Annotated in this window: 17 protein-coding genes; 4 read left to right on the top strand and 13 right to left on the bottom strand. The window is 38.0% G+C overall.

The features are described 5' to 3' along the window. Positions 1-56: 56 nt before the first annotated feature. The 4 genes from AB3I20_RS05140 to rpmG all read right to left on the bottom strand — a co-directional run bounded on the left by AB3I20_RS05140 (position 57) and on the right by rpmG (position 2048). Positions 57-890, bottom strand: coding sequence for an alpha/beta fold hydrolase (locus tag AB3I20_RS05140; RefSeq protein WP_270492991.1), 834 nt, complete (start codon positions 888-890; stop codon positions 57-59). 168 nt (positions 891-1058) lie between these two features. Then, the gene (gene nusG / locus AB3I20_RS05135; protein WP_067482980.1) at positions 1059-1604 is read right to left on the bottom strand and encodes a transcription termination/antitermination protein NusG; all 546 of its coding nucleotides are present in this window, start codon (positions 1602-1604) and stop codon (positions 1059-1061) included. A 99-nt stretch (positions 1605-1703) separates the two neighbouring features. Then, the gene (secE, locus tag AB3I20_RS05130; RefSeq protein WP_067482982.1) at positions 1704-1874 is read right to left on the bottom strand and encodes a preprotein translocase subunit SecE; all 171 of its coding nucleotides are present in this window, start codon (positions 1872-1874) and stop codon (positions 1704-1706) included. Positions 1875-1895: 21 nt separating this feature from the next. Then, positions 1896-2048, bottom strand: a complete 153-nt coding sequence (gene rpmG / locus AB3I20_RS05125) for a 50S ribosomal protein L33 (protein WP_067482984.1) — start codon at positions 2046-2048, stop codon at positions 1896-1898. A 159-nt stretch (positions 2049-2207) separates the two neighbouring features. Between rpmG and cbpA the strand changes: the two genes are divergently transcribed. Beyond that, complete coding sequence (gene cbpA, locus AB3I20_RS05120; protein ID WP_067482986.1) at positions 2208-2846, top strand: cyclic di-AMP binding protein CbpA; 639 nt, start codon at positions 2208-2210, stop codon at positions 2844-2846. Positions 2847-3132: 286 nt separating this feature from the next. Here cbpA and AB3I20_RS05115 read toward each other — a convergent pair whose 3' ends face one another. Next, positions 3133-3630, bottom strand: coding sequence for a QueT transporter family protein (locus AB3I20_RS05115; protein WP_067482987.1), 498 nt, complete (start codon positions 3628-3630; stop codon positions 3133-3135). 488 nt (positions 3631-4118) lie between these two features. Between AB3I20_RS05115 and AB3I20_RS05110 the strand changes: the two genes are divergently transcribed. Beyond that, positions 4119-5096 carry a diacylglycerol kinase family protein gene (locus tag AB3I20_RS05110; protein WP_368027055.1) on the top strand — a complete coding sequence of 326 codons (978 nt, stop codon included), beginning with the start codon at positions 4119-4121 and terminating at the stop codon, positions 5094-5096. A 93-nt stretch (positions 5097-5189) separates the two neighbouring features. Here the strand turns inward: AB3I20_RS05110 and AB3I20_RS05105 are convergent, their stop codons facing one another. The 4 genes from AB3I20_RS05105 to AB3I20_RS05090 all read right to left on the bottom strand — a co-directional run bounded on the left by AB3I20_RS05105 (position 5190) and on the right by AB3I20_RS05090 (position 10085). Continuing rightward, on the bottom strand, positions 5190-7760 hold the full coding sequence (locus AB3I20_RS05105) for an ATP-dependent RecD-like DNA helicase (RefSeq protein WP_368027054.1): 2571 nt from the start codon (positions 7758-7760) through the stop codon (positions 5190-5192). 18 nt (positions 7761-7778) lie between these two features. Further along, positions 7779-8435, bottom strand: a complete 657-nt coding sequence (locus AB3I20_RS05100) for a histidine phosphatase family protein (RefSeq protein WP_067482994.1) — start codon at positions 8433-8435, stop codon at positions 7779-7781. Positions 8436-8492: 57 nt separating this feature from the next. After that, a complete protein-coding gene (locus tag AB3I20_RS05095) occupies positions 8493-8996 on the bottom strand; it encodes a tRNA (cytidine(34)-2'-O)-methyltransferase (protein WP_067482996.1) in 504 nt (167 codons plus the stop codon). 231 nt (positions 8997-9227) lie between these two features. Beyond that, a complete protein-coding gene (locus AB3I20_RS05090; RefSeq protein WP_368027053.1) occupies positions 9228-10085 on the bottom strand; it encodes a methyltransferase domain-containing protein in 858 nt (285 codons plus the stop codon). Positions 10086-10188: 103 nt separating this feature from the next. Between AB3I20_RS05090 and AB3I20_RS05085 the strand changes: the two genes are divergently transcribed. Beyond that, positions 10189-10827 carry a copper homeostasis protein CutC gene (locus AB3I20_RS05085; protein ID WP_368027052.1) on the top strand — a complete coding sequence of 213 codons (639 nt, stop codon included), beginning with the start codon at positions 10189-10191 and terminating at the stop codon, positions 10825-10827. 220 nt (positions 10828-11047) lie between these two features. On the opposite strand, the gene mgtE is transcribed toward AB3I20_RS05085, so the two are convergent. The 4 genes from mgtE to AB3I20_RS05065 are packed head-to-tail and all read right to left on the bottom strand — an operon-like array spanning position 11048 to position 14808. After that, positions 11048-12409: a magnesium transporter gene (gene mgtE / locus AB3I20_RS05080; RefSeq protein WP_067483003.1), complete on the bottom strand. Its 1362-nt coding sequence runs from the start codon at positions 12407-12409 to the stop codon at positions 11048-11050. Between the two features lie 17 nt (positions 12410-12426). After that, complete coding sequence (locus AB3I20_RS05075) at positions 12427-13326, bottom strand: RluA family pseudouridine synthase (RefSeq protein WP_368027050.1); 900 nt, start codon at positions 13324-13326, stop codon at positions 12427-12429. 1 nt (position 13327) lies between these two features. Beyond that, on the bottom strand, positions 13328-14125 hold the full coding sequence (locus tag AB3I20_RS05070; RefSeq protein ID WP_067483007.1) for an NAD kinase: 798 nt from the start codon (positions 14123-14125) through the stop codon (positions 13328-13330). Next, complete coding sequence (locus AB3I20_RS05065; protein ID WP_067483009.1) at positions 14122-14808, bottom strand: GTP pyrophosphokinase family protein; 687 nt, start codon at positions 14806-14808, stop codon at positions 14122-14124. The genes AB3I20_RS05070 and AB3I20_RS05065 overlap by 4 nt, the downstream gene beginning before the upstream one ends. Positions 14809-14940: 132 nt before the next feature. Between AB3I20_RS05065 and AB3I20_RS05060 the strand changes: the two genes are divergently transcribed. After that, positions 14941-15516, top strand: coding sequence for a CYTH domain-containing protein (locus AB3I20_RS05060; RefSeq protein WP_067483012.1), 576 nt, complete (start codon positions 14941-14943; stop codon positions 15514-15516). The last annotated feature ends 9 nt before the right edge of the window (positions 15517-15525 follow it).

Raw genomic sequence — 15525 nt, 5'->3', positions numbered from 1 at the left:
ACATTTATACTCGACAAAAAGAGCGCTAGCTTAAAATAGCTAACGCCCAATATATTTCAACTAGCTGCATTCTCTTCCCAAATAAATTTCTGCACAAGTTGATCTACTTCTTGATTTTCATGAAGCATACTATGGGAAGCGTTATCTCCTTCGATGACTTTTTCCTTCACTTGGTTTCCGTGCTGGGTTAGCAAAGCAAATACAGCTAACGCACTATTGAGTGGCACCGTTCCATCACTTAAATCGGTTTGACTTAACTGCCCCGCAATTAACAACACCTTTGTCTGTGTAGGAACATTGTCAATCATTTGCTGATAGTCTTGATAGCGACTGGAAGTGACTGCCGGACCATTTGCTAGTTCATCTGTTAAAGTTTGTGCACTATCATCTGTAAAGTCATTAAATGGCGCACCAATCGCTACAAATTTTTCGACTTGAGGTAACGAAGTCTCTTGGCCATAAGTTACCAAGTAGCGCAATGCACTTACGCCCCCCATCGAATGCCCAACAACATTCACTTTTTCCACACCATACGTTGTTTGTAAATAGGTTAAACAGTTTTTGATCCACTCCGTCTGATTCCACTCATTGTTGACATTATCAGTAAACAAAACTTGAATCATTGGATTTTCTGCCTGCTGACTTAACTTGCCTGTTGCTTGAACCGTTCCATCTGGACTGACCGTCAACTGAAGCGATTGCTTTGCTAGTTGCTTTTCTTCTAACCGTTGCAACATGCCCTTAAAAGAATTGACTGTCCCACTATAGCCGTGAAAAAAAAGTGTTGGTGTCGTTGACTTCTTTGGCGCATCGCTCGTTTGCGTCGTTTTTTCAGTTTGTGTAGACGCATTGGAACTAGATTTATCATTTGTTCTTTGACAACCAGCCATGATGACCAGCCCTAATAAAAGTAAACTGATGATCAAAGCAGGATTGATTTTCTTTGAGTTAAATTTTTTCAATGACCTGATTCCTCCTTTTCACACACGATCTGCCTTATCTACTAAAAAAACCTGAAGCGCCAATCACTAGGATTAGCATTTCAGGTTTCTGTTTAATTAGTCAATTTTATCTACTTGATCGAAGTCAAGCTCAGTACTTGTTTCACGACCAAACATATCGATATTTACTTTTAGTTTTTCTTTTTCTTCATCGACTTCAGTTACGTGTCCTTCAAGTCCAGCAAATGCACCTTCAATAATTTTCACTGTTTCGCCAACGCCAACTTCTAAATCATTTTGGCGTACGCTCATACCGATTGAACGTAAAATGTGATTTGCTTCTTCAGGTAACAATGGAGCAGGTTTACTACCAGCACCGTGAGATCCTACAAAACCAGTTACTCCTGGAGTATTACGAACAACATACCAAGAACCGTCGGACATAATCATTTCAACTAGGACATAACCAGGAAATGTTTTATGAACCGTTTCTTTTTCTTTGCCATTTTTCACTTCAGTCTCTGTTTCTTCTGGGACAACGACACGGAAAATATAATCAGCCATTTTCATGCTTTGCGCACGAGATTCAATGTTTGCCTTTACCTTATTTTCATAACCAGAATACGTGTGCAGCACGTACCAATTTTTTTCAAAAGATTCCATTTACGGCTCCTCATTTCGTTGTAAAATAAAAAAACCTCAGTCACCCGAAGTTTTTCTTCCATCCAATTATAGCACAAATCACGCTCGTTTACTAGCGTCTTATTTAAGAACTAATGCAAACAAGCTTTGGATTGCTGTGTCCATAATGAAAAACATCAAAGCAAAAATAATTGATGTTTCAATGACAACTAAAGTGTCACGACGTAATTGTCTTTTTGTTGGCCAAGTAACTTGTTTCATTTCAGCCAATACACTTTTAATAAATTTCACCGTTGTGTCCTCGTTTCGTTCTTATTTTGTTTCTTTATGTAATGTGTACTGATTACAATATTTACAAAATTTATTGATTTCCAAACGCGCGCCACTTTTTCCTTCACTAACCGATTTGGTGTAGTTTCGAGAGCCACAAACGGAACAAGCTAATGCTGCTTTTTTCTTTGCCATCCGTGTCTACCTCCTAACTGAAAATCAAATTTATACATTCTAACAGTAGCATGGAAATAAGTTCTTGTCAATTTGTGATGAGTACTAGCTATTGTTTTATAAATACTTATGATATGATTAGTAAGAAATGAAGTAAAAATGAGATATGGGGGTATTATTATGCTACTTAAAACGCTTGTATATAAGAAAAAAGATCTAACAACTGTAACAGAAACAAATACATTAGAAGAAGCACTTGAAATCTTAGAAACATCTGGTTATCGTTGTGTGCCAATCTTAGATGAATCTGGAAAAATCTTCCGCGGAAATATCTACAAAATGCACATCTACCGTCATAAAGCAAACGGCGGAGACATGACTTTGCCAGTCACTCACCTGTTAAAAAATGCGACAAAGTTTATTTACGTGAATACTTCATTCTTTAAAGTGTTCTTCACAATTAAAGAGTTACCTTATATTGCTGTTCTCGATGATGAAAATCATTTCTATGGCATCTTGACTCATAGCACATTGTTAAACATGTTGTCACAATCTTGGAGCGTTGAGCAAGGAAGCTACGTTCTAACTATTGCTTCCACGGGTAAGCAAGGTGACTTAGCAGCCATTTCTAAAATTATTTCTAAATACAGCAGCATTGCCAGCTGTATCACATTGGATATTGGCAAAGACGAATTTATTCGTCGCACATTGATTACCTTACCAGCTGACACTGACCAAAAACTTTGCGATACAATTGTTGAACATTTGGAACGTAAAAACTACAAAGTTGTCGAAATCGAAAATTTAAGAGATATGTAAGTAACAAAAAAAGTTACGCTAAATTGGCGTAACTTTTTTTCGTATAAGATTCTATTTTCATCTCTTTTAGGCAAACTCTCAAAAATACAAAAAGAACTAGCCCTCACTCTAACAAGAGAGTTGGCTAGTTCTTTTTAACTTCATTGACTCACTTACCACCCATTTTGGCGGTGCTGTTTAAGCTGTTACTCGCGCAACTGCTTTGTTTATTGATTATTCATTAACCAACTGACACAAGCGAACTCCAAATAATTTTTTAGTCGGCTATTGCTCGTGTTAGAAAAATCTATACTCTTTTATCGAATCCAATTGCTCGATTCAAGTAATACATAATTGGTGCCGAGATTGCCATTGTCACGAACTCACTCAACGCCAATGTTCCATATGTGATCCAAAAAGGTTTCCCGCCTGTTGGCACTAGCATATACGCAATCAAGATCATACTCACTGTGAAAAATAGCGTATTCAATGCTAAGCGAACTTTGACATTTTTTACTTTATTATACAATAGAGCTGTAATACCTAATGCAAGCAATGTTTGTCCACCACCGAACAGGACATCTAAAATGCCAAAGCCAAAAAATGCATTATATACAACTACACCACCCAAGACACCCCATAATAATTTTCGGTTGAAGACGACTAAATGGTTCAAGCTTTCCGAAATCCGAATTTGAACGGGACCTGATGAAAGTGGTGTAATAAAAGTTAACGCCAAATATAAAGCCATCACAATTCCGTTAATCATTACTACTCTTAAACGCTGATTACTCTTTGTTTTCATTTCCTTTTCCTCTTTTCTCCTAGTTTTGTTAACGCGGGATGGTCGACGAACCGCAAAGGGTATTATAGCAGATGTCTTTTACTTTTCAACCATACTTTTGCTTTTTTAGTAGCCAGCACCAGTGCAAACGCTTGCAAAAACGTGCGTTTTATGGTATAAAGTAAGTGTAAGAGGACATAGGAATTCCCCGTCACGCAAACGAAGTAGGTTTTGCACGCAGAGAATTGTTATGAACTTAAATAAACAACAGAAAGGTGTGGGAATTTGAGCTACCTCTTACTATTACCAGGGTCTAGCAAGCAGCGGAAGAACTAAGTGGACATTTCGAACCTTAGAATTCTTCTCCTTACGCAGTTAAGGATTAAGCACTTGCTAGACTTTTTTTGTTTTTTTCGTGTAAGTTCTTTTTTATTTCGGATTTCCTCTGCTATAATAACTAGGAATCTGCAAAAAAAGATCTTTTTTTGCGTTAGCCACAGGAGGCACACATGAATTTTCATTATCATCTTTTAATCAACCGAGCTGCTGGAAGTGGCAATGGACAGAAAGTCGCCGATAAAATGTTACCTATCTTCGATCAGTATCGAGCTACCTATTCTGTCTACTATTCAGAATATCCCGGACATGATGCAGAGCTAGCGGAACAACTTGCCAAAGCTACACTGATGCCATGGACTACTGAAAATCAAGAAACATTGACTACCTTTCCACTCCTAGTTATCGTCGGTGGTGACGGTACGCTACACCAAGTTTTAAATACCTTTTACCAATTAGATTTGGAATTCCCCGTTGCTTATGTTCCAGCTGGTTCTGGAAATGATTTTGCTCGAGGAATTGGCTTATCTCGCAATACAGAACAAGCGGTCACTAATTTATTGAACACAACCGAGCCACAGGAAATCAATCTGCTGACTTATCAAGAACAAGTGACTGATACTAAAGGGGTTTTAGTCAACAATTTGGGAATTGGTCTTGATGCAGCAATCGTTCATGCAACAAACCATTCTGCTACCAAAGAGCGCTTAAATAAATATAATTTAGGCTCACTTTCCTATATTTTATCCATTTTACGTGTCTTTTTTACACAAAAAGGATTCCCAATTTTGGTAGATGTTGGCGGGAAAACAATAAATTTTGAAAAAGCTTTTCTTTGTACTACAACCAACCATCCTTATTTTGGGGGTGGCGTTGCTATTGCACCAACTGCTGAGGCATTTAAGCCAACGATTGATTTCGTTGTGGTTGAAAGAATTAATTTATTCAAAATTATTTGGATCGTGATTTTATTACTACAAAAGAAACAATTGAAATCAAAAAATTTCCATCACTTTACTACAAGCAAACTACGCATCGTTTCCACGACTCCCCAGTTTGGTCAAGCAGACGGTGAAGACATTGCACCTCAATCATTTGATTTACAGTTTGGAACAAAAAACCAGTCATTCTGGTGCCAGACGAAAAAATAAGGTCATGTTTCTAAAACAATTAATACATGCTAAAAAGCAATTAGCGGGTAAAATCAACGATGGTTGATTTTACCCGCTAATTTTAGTATTTTTTCATTGCAAACGAATCTTTTCCATCCCAATCATTGGATCGATTGTTTGATTTTCAATTGCTTCACTTGTTAAAATATACGTTTTAGGTTGTTCGTTTGATGCCACTTCTTTTTCCGTTTCGATCGTTTGTGTTTCAAACAAAGGAACTTCTTCGACAATAAATTCATTTCTTACTTCTTTTTTGTTGGAAACAGTACGCTCTTTTTTTTTGGCTGTCTTTACTACTTTTTCTGATACTTCACTTGTATAGGAGCCATCTTCAAAAGGATCATTTCCAGCTAACGAATCTTCATAAGCAGTCAACTTCGTCCGTGTCACAAGCGTCATGCTATCATTTTCTTCAATTCTTCGCTTCAAGGTTGTCATTCGACTAGCAGTTTCATTCTTCACACAAGTCAGGTAAGCTTGTTCTTCTCCAAGCAAAATCAACAGGTCTTTACTTCGGGTAACTGCCGTATACAATAAATTACGTTGCAACATTCGTTGATACTGATGCACCATTGGCAAGATAACCATCTTAAATTCACTACCTTGTGATTTATGGATCGAGCAACAGTAAGACAAAGTAATTTTATTCCACTCGTTTCGCTTATACGTTACCTCATTTGCATCAAATTGAATGACTAATTCATCCACTTTATCGTCAGAATCCTTTGCTAAAATAATTCCCGTAATCACACCCATATCACCGTTGAAAACATTCAATTCTGGCGTATTGACTAATTGTAATACTTTGTCGCCAATTCGATAAACTGTTTCATTCCATCGAACTTCTTTTTTATTTGGTCCACCTGGATTAAAAATTTCTTGCATCATTTTATTCAGTGCATCAATTCCTGCTGCCCCTCGATACATCGGAGCTAATAATTGAATATCTTGCGCAGTAAATCCTTTATTTTTAGCTTTTTCTACGATCTGCGAAATCAAAGGTTCGATTTGGTACGCATCACTTCTAAAAAAAGAGCGATCTTTTTGATTTTTCGTAAAATCACTAGGCAAGCGCCCTTCCTTGATTTCATGTGCTAACGGAATAATACTGGATCCGTCGCCTTGGCGATAAATCTCATTGAGCTCCATTTTTGGAATCTGTTCGATGTTTAGCAAATCATGTAAAACTTGCCCAGGACCAACAGATGGCAGCTGGTCTTTATCTCCAACTAAAATCACCTGCATATTTGTTGGAATTGCTTTAAACAAAGTATTTGCTAACCACGTATCAACCATCGACATTTCATCCACAATTAATAAACCGCCTTCTAATTCCTTGGTACTGACAGAAGGTGTTTTTTCACGCCCATTCAAGCCAAGTAGACGATGAATCGTACTTGCCGGTAAACCCGTTGTTTCATTCATCCGTTTAGCTGCCCGACCTGTTGGTGCTGCCAATAAAATAGGAAATAGTTCTTGCGTATATTTATTGGGATCTAGTTCAATTCCATTTAGTTCAGCAAACAAATTGACGATTCCGTTGATGACTGTTGTTTTCCCCGTTCCCGGCCCACCAGTTAAAATAAATAAAGGCGAGCGAATCGCTTCAGCAATCGCTTTTTCTTGTGAATCACCATATTGAATTCCAAAGATTTTTTCGACGCGTCGAATGTTCTTAGTGACTTCTTTTTCAGGATAATGAATTTCTTTTTTACGACTTAACAATCGTTGAATTGAATTGCCGATCCCCCACTCTGAAAAATACAAGCTGTTTTCATATAGGTTAGTTTCCTCTTGCTGGATTTTTCCTTCTTCGACTAGCTGAATAATGACTGTGGCAACTTGATCGGGTTCAATCTCAACTGGACGACTGGTTTCTAAAATCCGGATTGTTTGCTCCAATAGTGTGTCAGCGGGAACATAAGTATCACCTGTTTGGACACTGTGTTGAAAAATTTGATGTAAAATAGCCGCACGGATTCGTCTTGGCGAGTCAGAAGCAATCCCAATTTGTTCTGCCAAATTGTCCGCTCGTTTAAACCCGATTCCTTCGATATCTTCGACTAATTGATACGGGTTTTCTTGAATAATATCTAACGCTTCATTTTTGTATGCTTGATAGATGCTGAAAGCCAATTGACTACCGAAGCCATAGCGATTCAATCCCATAATGACTTGATCCATTCCGTGATTCAAGCGAATCGTTTCAGCAATCATGTCACGCTTTGGTTTCGTTAAACCAGAGATTTGTCGTAAAAGAGAAGGATTTTCAATGATTTTTTCAATGGCATCTTCCCCCAGCATCTCAACAATTTTTTCAGCTGTTTTTTTACCAATCCCTGGAAATTTTTCACTTGAGAGATACGAAACAATCCCATTAGCCGTTGTTGGTTTTTCTTGCTCATAACGTTCAACTTTTAACTGACGGCCGTATTTAGGATGGTCAACTAGTTCACCATAGAAACGATACGTCTCATTTTCTTGGATTTCCCCGAAACTCCCCGTAACGACAATTTCTTTTTCTCGATAATCTGCACTCGTTTCATTCACATGGACTAAGAGAACTTTATAAAAATTACTTGGATTTTGAAAAAAAATCGCGGCAACTGTCCCAACGAAATATGGCATTTCTTCTGGCTGCATCGAAGCCGCCTCCTTCATCTATAGTAACGGTTCTGGTTTATTCTCCAAGCCTAAAAAATCGACTTCATTCCAAACTTTTAGTTGGTAAGGTAATAAGTTATTTGGCTCTTCTGTCTCTAGTATAGTCAAACTGCTATTAAATAAGCCACCCATTTCACGTAATTGGCTCAGTTCTTTTCCTGTCATCCATTGAATTGCAGCCGTCAGTGACGCACCATGTCCCACGAATAAAATGGGACCATCATGTTGCGCCACTGCATCAGCTACAACTGTTTCAATTCGCGTAATCGCAGCTGTAATTGGCTCACCATTAAACGGTGTTGGATCATATTTATCTAAATGATTACGCAAATTAGGTAGATTTTCCGGGAATCTTTCATACATTTCTTCGATTTTTTGACCTTCCAGCAAGCCTAGTCCTAGCTCGCGAAGTTTATCCGTAAAAATAATTTCAACTGGGTGTGCCAGCATTTGATTGATTCCTTCAGCTGTATCACGTGCTCTCTTCGCCGTACTTGCATAAATGACTTCAAAAGGAACGTGCTTCACTTTTTTCCCTAGCGCTTTGATTTCTTCATAACTTTGTGGGAGTAAAGGTGAATCTCCATTACTTCCTTGGAAGCGACGTTCTTGGTTCCACTCTGTTTTACCATGTCGGGTAAAATATAAATCCATTTTTCCTCACACCTCACTCATTTATCTAGCATTCTTTTTACTATTTTTTATCAAAGATTAGTCTAGTTTATCATGTTCATAGTGGTGTGTTAATTCTAACGCAGGAAATCCTTGTTGGCGCAATGCTTCATATACGATCATCGCTGCCGTGTTCGATAAATTTAGTGAGCGTACATGTTCATCATTCATTGGGATGCGTAAACATTTTTCTTCATTATTACGCATAAATTCTTCAGGCAATCCTGTCGTTTCTTTGCCGAATAAAAAGAAATGTTCTTCACCATCTGCAAAGTTTTCATCACTATAGATTTTATTGGCAAATTTTGAGATTAAATGTAATTTTCGATCCCCCAAAAAATCTAAAAATGCTTCAAGATTTGGATAATACTTGATATTAACGTCATTCCAGTAGTCCAACCCCGCACGTTTTAAATGTTTATCATCTGTCGAAAATCCTAAAGGCTCGATCAAATGTAAAGGTGTGTTCGTTGCAGCACATGTTCGTGCGATATTTCCAGTGTTCGCTGGAATCAAAGGTTCAAATAAAACGATATGATTCATCTGTTGCTCATCCTCTCATGGTAATGTTCATTTTTTATAATAAATACGATTGAATTTTGGCATAAAAAAAAACGTATCAACTCGGTGTTAGTCACTGCGAGTCGTTACGTTAGTGAAGCTCTTCTCACTATCTTTTATCAGAACAGGAACCTGATAAAAACCAATGAAAAAACAACTTGTTGCTACTATATCACCATTAAATTATTTTTGCAACCACTTGTTAATAAAAACTCAATGTAAACGGTTTTTCTTAGTGCCTTTTAATAATTCAACATCGATTGTAATTTTTTCCAGCGGATGCTTGTACAAATTCTCTTTTATTTCTGGCGCAACTTGCCATTCCAAAGGTGACATCGCCAAGAGATCTTGTCGATTTTTTTTGGGGATTTCAAATTCATACGTGACACGCTGACGTTCAATCAAGTCTAATGATTCAGTAAACTTTGTGACAACTCGCTCATTTGAATAATTTTGTTTTTCTGGTTGATCCGGATAAAAAGCTTGTCGTAATTCTTTCAAATAGTTCTCTTGAGGTACAATTTTTAAAACCGTGCCATCATCTGTTAACACACGTTGAAATTCTTGATAGTGTGACGGCGAAAAAATATTTAAAATCGTTGAAAACTGTTGTGATGCAAACGGCAGGTTCGTCAAATCTGCCACACACCAGAATGCAGGGATTTCTTGTTCCGTTGCAGCATACACGCCTTCTTTAGAAATATCAAACCCAACTGCTGTATTTATTTTTTGCAATTCATTGATTTCATTTAAAAAACTACCTTCTCCGCAACCAACATCTAAAACACTCGCTCCTTCTGGTAGGTTTTTTGCAAGCAATTCGATTACCGGTTGGTACATTCCTGAACGAATCATTCGGCGTCTAGGAGCAAACATTTCTTGGTCATAGTCCGTTTTCACTGCATGTGATAAAAAATAAAGTGTTCCTTTTTTGGATAAATCAAAACGATGGCTGTTTTGACAAACTAAACCTTGTTCTGTTGCAACAATTGATTCCTGACAAACAGGACAACAAAACAATTGCTGATGTTTCAGTAAAAACTGGCGTCCACGGTCAATTTTTTTTAGCATATATTTCCCTCATTTCATTTTTATCTTACCTGTTGGCGAAAACTTTAGCAACCGGAAAAAATGTGTTACAATGCCCAAGAAGAAGAGCAAAGGAGTGCTGTTTATGATTAAAGAATTTTGTGCCGAAAATTACACCTCGATCCCTTTAGCGATTTCCCGCGGCGCGAACCGGATTGAGTTATGCGACAATCTTGCTGTGGGAGGAACCACACCAAGTACTGGCGTAATTGAAGAAGCTTTAAGTTACGCTGGTGAAAAAGAAGTCCCCGTGATGACGATTATTCGTCCGCGTGGAGGCGACTTTGTTTACAATGATATTGAATTAAAGATTATGCACACTGATTTGATTGAAGCAAAGAAATTAGGAACAGATGGTGTTGTTATTGGCTGCCTGACTCCTTCCGGTTGGCTGGATGAAGAGGCTTTAGAGTTGTTGATCGAAACAGCAGAAGGTCTACAGATTACTTTCCACATGGCATTTGACAGCATCCCCAAAGAGCGTCAATTCGAAGCGATTGATTGGCTAGTTGAACACGGTGTTGAACGAATTTTGACTCATGGTGGCGCAGCTGGTACACCAATTGAAGATAACTTTGCACATTTGAAAAAATTAATTGCTTATGCAAATAATCGTTTGATTATTTTACCCGGTGGTGGTGTATCTGATAAAAATGCAGAACAAGTTGCAAAAGAATTAGGTGTCACTGAAGTACATGGAACAAAAATTATTCCACTGGATTAACCACAAAAAGGGAGTGTGGCCTGATTAGGTCACACTCCCTTTTGATTATATAAATAATTGCTCGCTAATTTGTTGAAGCTGAACGCTTTGAGCCACAGCCTCATCCACGGTGTTCTCAAAACAGCTTCTTCGGCATAAGCCAATCTCTCATAAAAATATGAGAAGCTATTTTTAGAAAGAATGTCTTATTGCTTGAAGCTGAGCGTTTTGAGCCACAACCTTACATAAAATACCCCATAAACAAAGAAGCAATATTAAAATAAATCAACACACTTGTCAAATCACTTAAAGTGGTAATAAAAGGCCCACTCGCAACTGCCGGATCAAATCCCAAACGATCCATCAACATTGGAATCAAACTTCCCGCTAGGTTAGCAACTGTAATCGCAAATAACATTGCCATCCCAATAACAAAACCTAAAATAAAATTATTCTTCCAAAAACCAACAATCAAGAAAATAGTCAGACCTGTCACAGCTCCAGTAACTAAACCTGTGAAAACTTCCGCTAGAATCAATCGTGTAAAACTATTTTCTTTTTCATCCGAGATAGCCAATCGTCGCACGGCAACCGCCAATGATTGCGTCCCCGCATTCCCAGCTGTCCCCGTAATTAGTGAAATAAACACCGCTAAAATACTCGCTTCACTCACAAGGTCTTCGTAATGACTAATCAATGATGCTGTTGACATCCCTAAAAACAATAGCGTAATCAGCCACGGTAGTCGCCTGGATGCAGCCTTGATTGGATTTTCATTGACTTCTTCTACATTGACCCCAGCCAAACCAGAGTAGTCACTTGCTGCTTCATCATCAATAACGTCAATAATATCATCAACCGTTACGATTCCTAACAAATGATCATCATAGTCAGTAACTGGTAATGCTAGAAAGTCATAGTCCCGAAATGTTTGCGCCACGTCTTCTTGGTCATCACCCACATGCACTGAGATAATTCGTTCACTCATTAAGTCAGCGATCATTGTATCGTCATCGTTGACAATCAAATCGCGCAAAGAAATAACACCAACTAGTTTTCCTTCTTGATTGACCACATAAATGTAGTAAATCGTTTCAGCCACATCTGCCTCATTTTTCAACACATACATCGCTGAACGGACGGTTTGATTTGCAACGATTGAAACAAATTCCGTTGTCATGATAGCGCCGGCTGTTTCATCTTCATAGTGTAACAATTCTTTGATTTCACTGGCATCTTCAGTGGACATCAAACTTAAGTATTTAGCTATTTGTTTTTTATCTAACGTATTTAACAAATCGACCGCATTATCGGTATACATTTCTGCCAACATATCCGCGGCATAGCTTGGTCGCATCTCTGCCAAATATTCCTTCATATGTTCATTATCTTCTTCAATCACGTCGAACATATCAGCTAATTCTTTCGGCGAAAGATACGTATAGATCAATTGACGATCATCTTCAGGGAGTGACTGGTAGAACTGCCCCTGCTCATAAATATGCATCTCCAAGAAATCATTTCTAAATTCTTGAATATTATTTGTCTTCAAATCCTGAGACAACTGGGCAAATCTTTCCTCTAATTCTTGATTTTCGTCCAAACCAATCTCACCTCACCTTAATCTTTAAAACGTTTGATCACTGCTGTCATGTCTTCTGCTAGTGGCTGCTTAAATTCTAATAATTCTTGAGTAAAAGGATGATAAAAGCGTAAATCATAACAATGGAGCGCCTGTCTTTGGATACCCAAATCCATGCGTCCCTCATACATATCATCACCTAGCAAAGGACAACCTATTGCAGCAAAATGAACCCTAATTTGATGCGTACGCCCTGTATGAAGTTGAATATCAACTAACGCTGCATCTGAAAAAGCTTGATCAAGCCAATACTCTGTTTCCGCAGCTCGACCTTCTGGGGAAATCGTTCGTTTCAGTAACGAAGTATAGTCCCTCGCAATCGGCAATTCAATGCGTCCATGCGTTTGTAATTCATTTAGTTTTCCGCTAACTAATGCTTGATATTTCTTCGTAAATTTCTTTTCTCGAAGTTGCGTATCCAACTTGGCATGAGCAAAACCATGTTTGGCAAATAGCATCAATCCAGATGTATCTCGATCCAATCTGGTTACTACGTGGATCACTTGGTTTTCATACGCTTGTTTTTTGTAATACGCTTTGACCCGATTCGCCATCGTACCATTAGGATGGTATTGTGCCGGAATCGAAGAAACACCCGCTGGTTTATTGACTACCAAAACATGTTCATCTTCAAAAACAATGTCGATTGGTGTCTCATCTAAAAGAACCGTTTCATGCTCTCCTTCAGCAGGAATCACAATGGTTACCTTATCATTGTCTGTCAGAGAAAACAAGACATTTTCGACTTGGTCATTGACTTTGATTTCGCCGCCTTGGAATTTTATTTTTGCTAATAAACCTTTAGAAATCCCTTGTTCTTTCAAGAAATATTTTACTTGTTGCGGATGCTCCTTTTGATAAACCCATGTAAACTGCATACTATCCCTCACCAATAAAGGCATCCTTCACGCGATGCCAAAAATGCATATGTCGATAAGAAGCAAAATGGATGCGTTCTTTCGCAATTCGGTAATAAATTGAATGAATGTGTCCCTTTGCCACGTCCAATTGATCAACTGTCACCAAATAATCTTCTGTATTTTCTAACTTGATTTCAACCCACTCATCTTGCCCAATTACAATGGGGGAACCTAACGTCCGAAAAACACGATTATTCAAAGAGGCAATTTCTGTTAATTGAAAGGCATTGATACTAGGATGGATAACCGCTCCACCAATACTTTTATTGTACGCAGTAGAGCCAGTCGGTGTCGAAATCGCCAATCCATCACCACGAAAACTTTCAAACAATTCATCTTTGATATACACATCAGCAACCATCGTCCGGTTCGCACGTTTGATTGTTGATTCATTCAATGCAAAAAAATGTTTATCTGGTTGATCATTTGTGTAACTAATTCGCACATCGAGTAACGGATAACTAACACTTTGTTCGCGCGTCGTCAATAAACTATCGACTAACTCTTCTAGTTCGTAATCGCGCCAGTCTGTATAAAAACCAAGATGCCCAGTATGCACACCTAAAAAGCGAACTTCATTCAACCGATGATTAAACCGATGAAAAGCCGAAAGTAACGTTCCATCCCCTCCAACCGAAATCACCAATTCTGGATTTTTTTCATTGATTTTGATACCAGCTTGCGTTAAAAGAGCAACCAACCGTTCGGTAACTTCTAATGTTTTTGCTTCATTATTATGAACAATGGCTACTTTCATTCGTTGCCTCCTTGCTTCTCATCTTCTTTATCCAGCAATGTTCGATAATAAACATCATCTGATTTTCCTCGACCATGAGAAAATAGGCGCTGTGCCTCTTGAATTTCTTCACGAATATTAGACATTTCTTCATCTAATTGATAGGCAGCTTCTGCGGCACGTTGCAATCGTTCACTCATTTCTTCTGGAAAGACGCCTTGGTATTTATAATTTAGTGAATGTTCAATTGTTGCCCAAAAATTCATCGCTAATGTTCGAATTTGGATTTCAGCTAATATTTTCTTTTCGCCGCTAATCAACTGAACAGGATATTCGATTACTAAATGATAGGAACGATACCCACTCGCTTTTTTATTCGTAATGTAGTCTCTTTCTTGAATTACCTTCATGTCTTTACGGTTACGAATCACTTCCACAACTTGGTGGATATCTTCGACAAACTGGCACATAATACGTAACCCAGCAATATCGGACATTTCTTCTTCTAACCGTCCCATCGGAATATGTCGTAACTGAGATTTTGTTACAATGCTATCGACTGGTTTCACACGACCAGTTACAAATTCAATTGGCACATGTTGATTTTGTTCACGGAATTGTTTACGAATCCCACGTAACTTAACTTTCAATTCTGATACAGTTTGTTCATATGGTGCTAAAAATGTTTCCCAATCTCGTTCCATAACTCATACCTCTACTTTGCACTGACATTCATTGCCTATTTTACCATACAACCAAGAGTTTCCGTAATCGTTCACCCTTTCATTGACCAGAAAAGAAAATTTAGGCAAAATAAAGAAAAAGGGGCGAATAACATGGCAGAAAATTTAGAGATTGAATTCAAAACAATGCTTTCTCAATCAGAATATCAACAATTAATTACCCATTATCAATTGACAGCAACCGATTTTAAAACGCAAACAAACAGTTACTTTGACACACCTGATTTTCAATTAAAAGCAAAAAATTGTGGACTACGCATCCGAAGATATGAGAACTTGGCAGAATACACATTAAAAACGCCAACAACATCTGGACTTTTAGAAACAACTGATACACTAACCAAAGCTTGTGCTGACGACATCCTCCAATCAAATGTGCTACCAATCACAGGTCACGTCTTTGAAAAGTTAATTGAGCTTGGCATTCACTCCTCTCAACTCATCAAAACTGGAGAGTTAACGACTAAACGTGCAGAGTTTCACATAAAGGAAGGCCTCTTAGCTATCGATCAAAGTTGGGCACAGAATTTACATGACTATGAATTAGAGCTCGAAGTACAGGACACGACTACTACAAGCGCTGATTTTTTGCAGTTTCTAAGTTCTTTCAACCTTCCTTATCGTCCGGCGAAAAATAAAATCCATCGAATGATTGAGGCAAAAAATTAGATTTCTTTC

The sequence above is a fragment of the Enterococcus sp. C50 genome, assembly GCF_040887505.1.
Taxonomy (GTDB): Bacteria; Bacillota; Bacilli; order Lactobacillales; family Enterococcaceae; genus Enterococcus_B; species Enterococcus_B thailandicus.
Note: the sequence above shows the minus strand (reverse complement) of the source record. Positions and strands in the feature narration are given on the sequence as shown.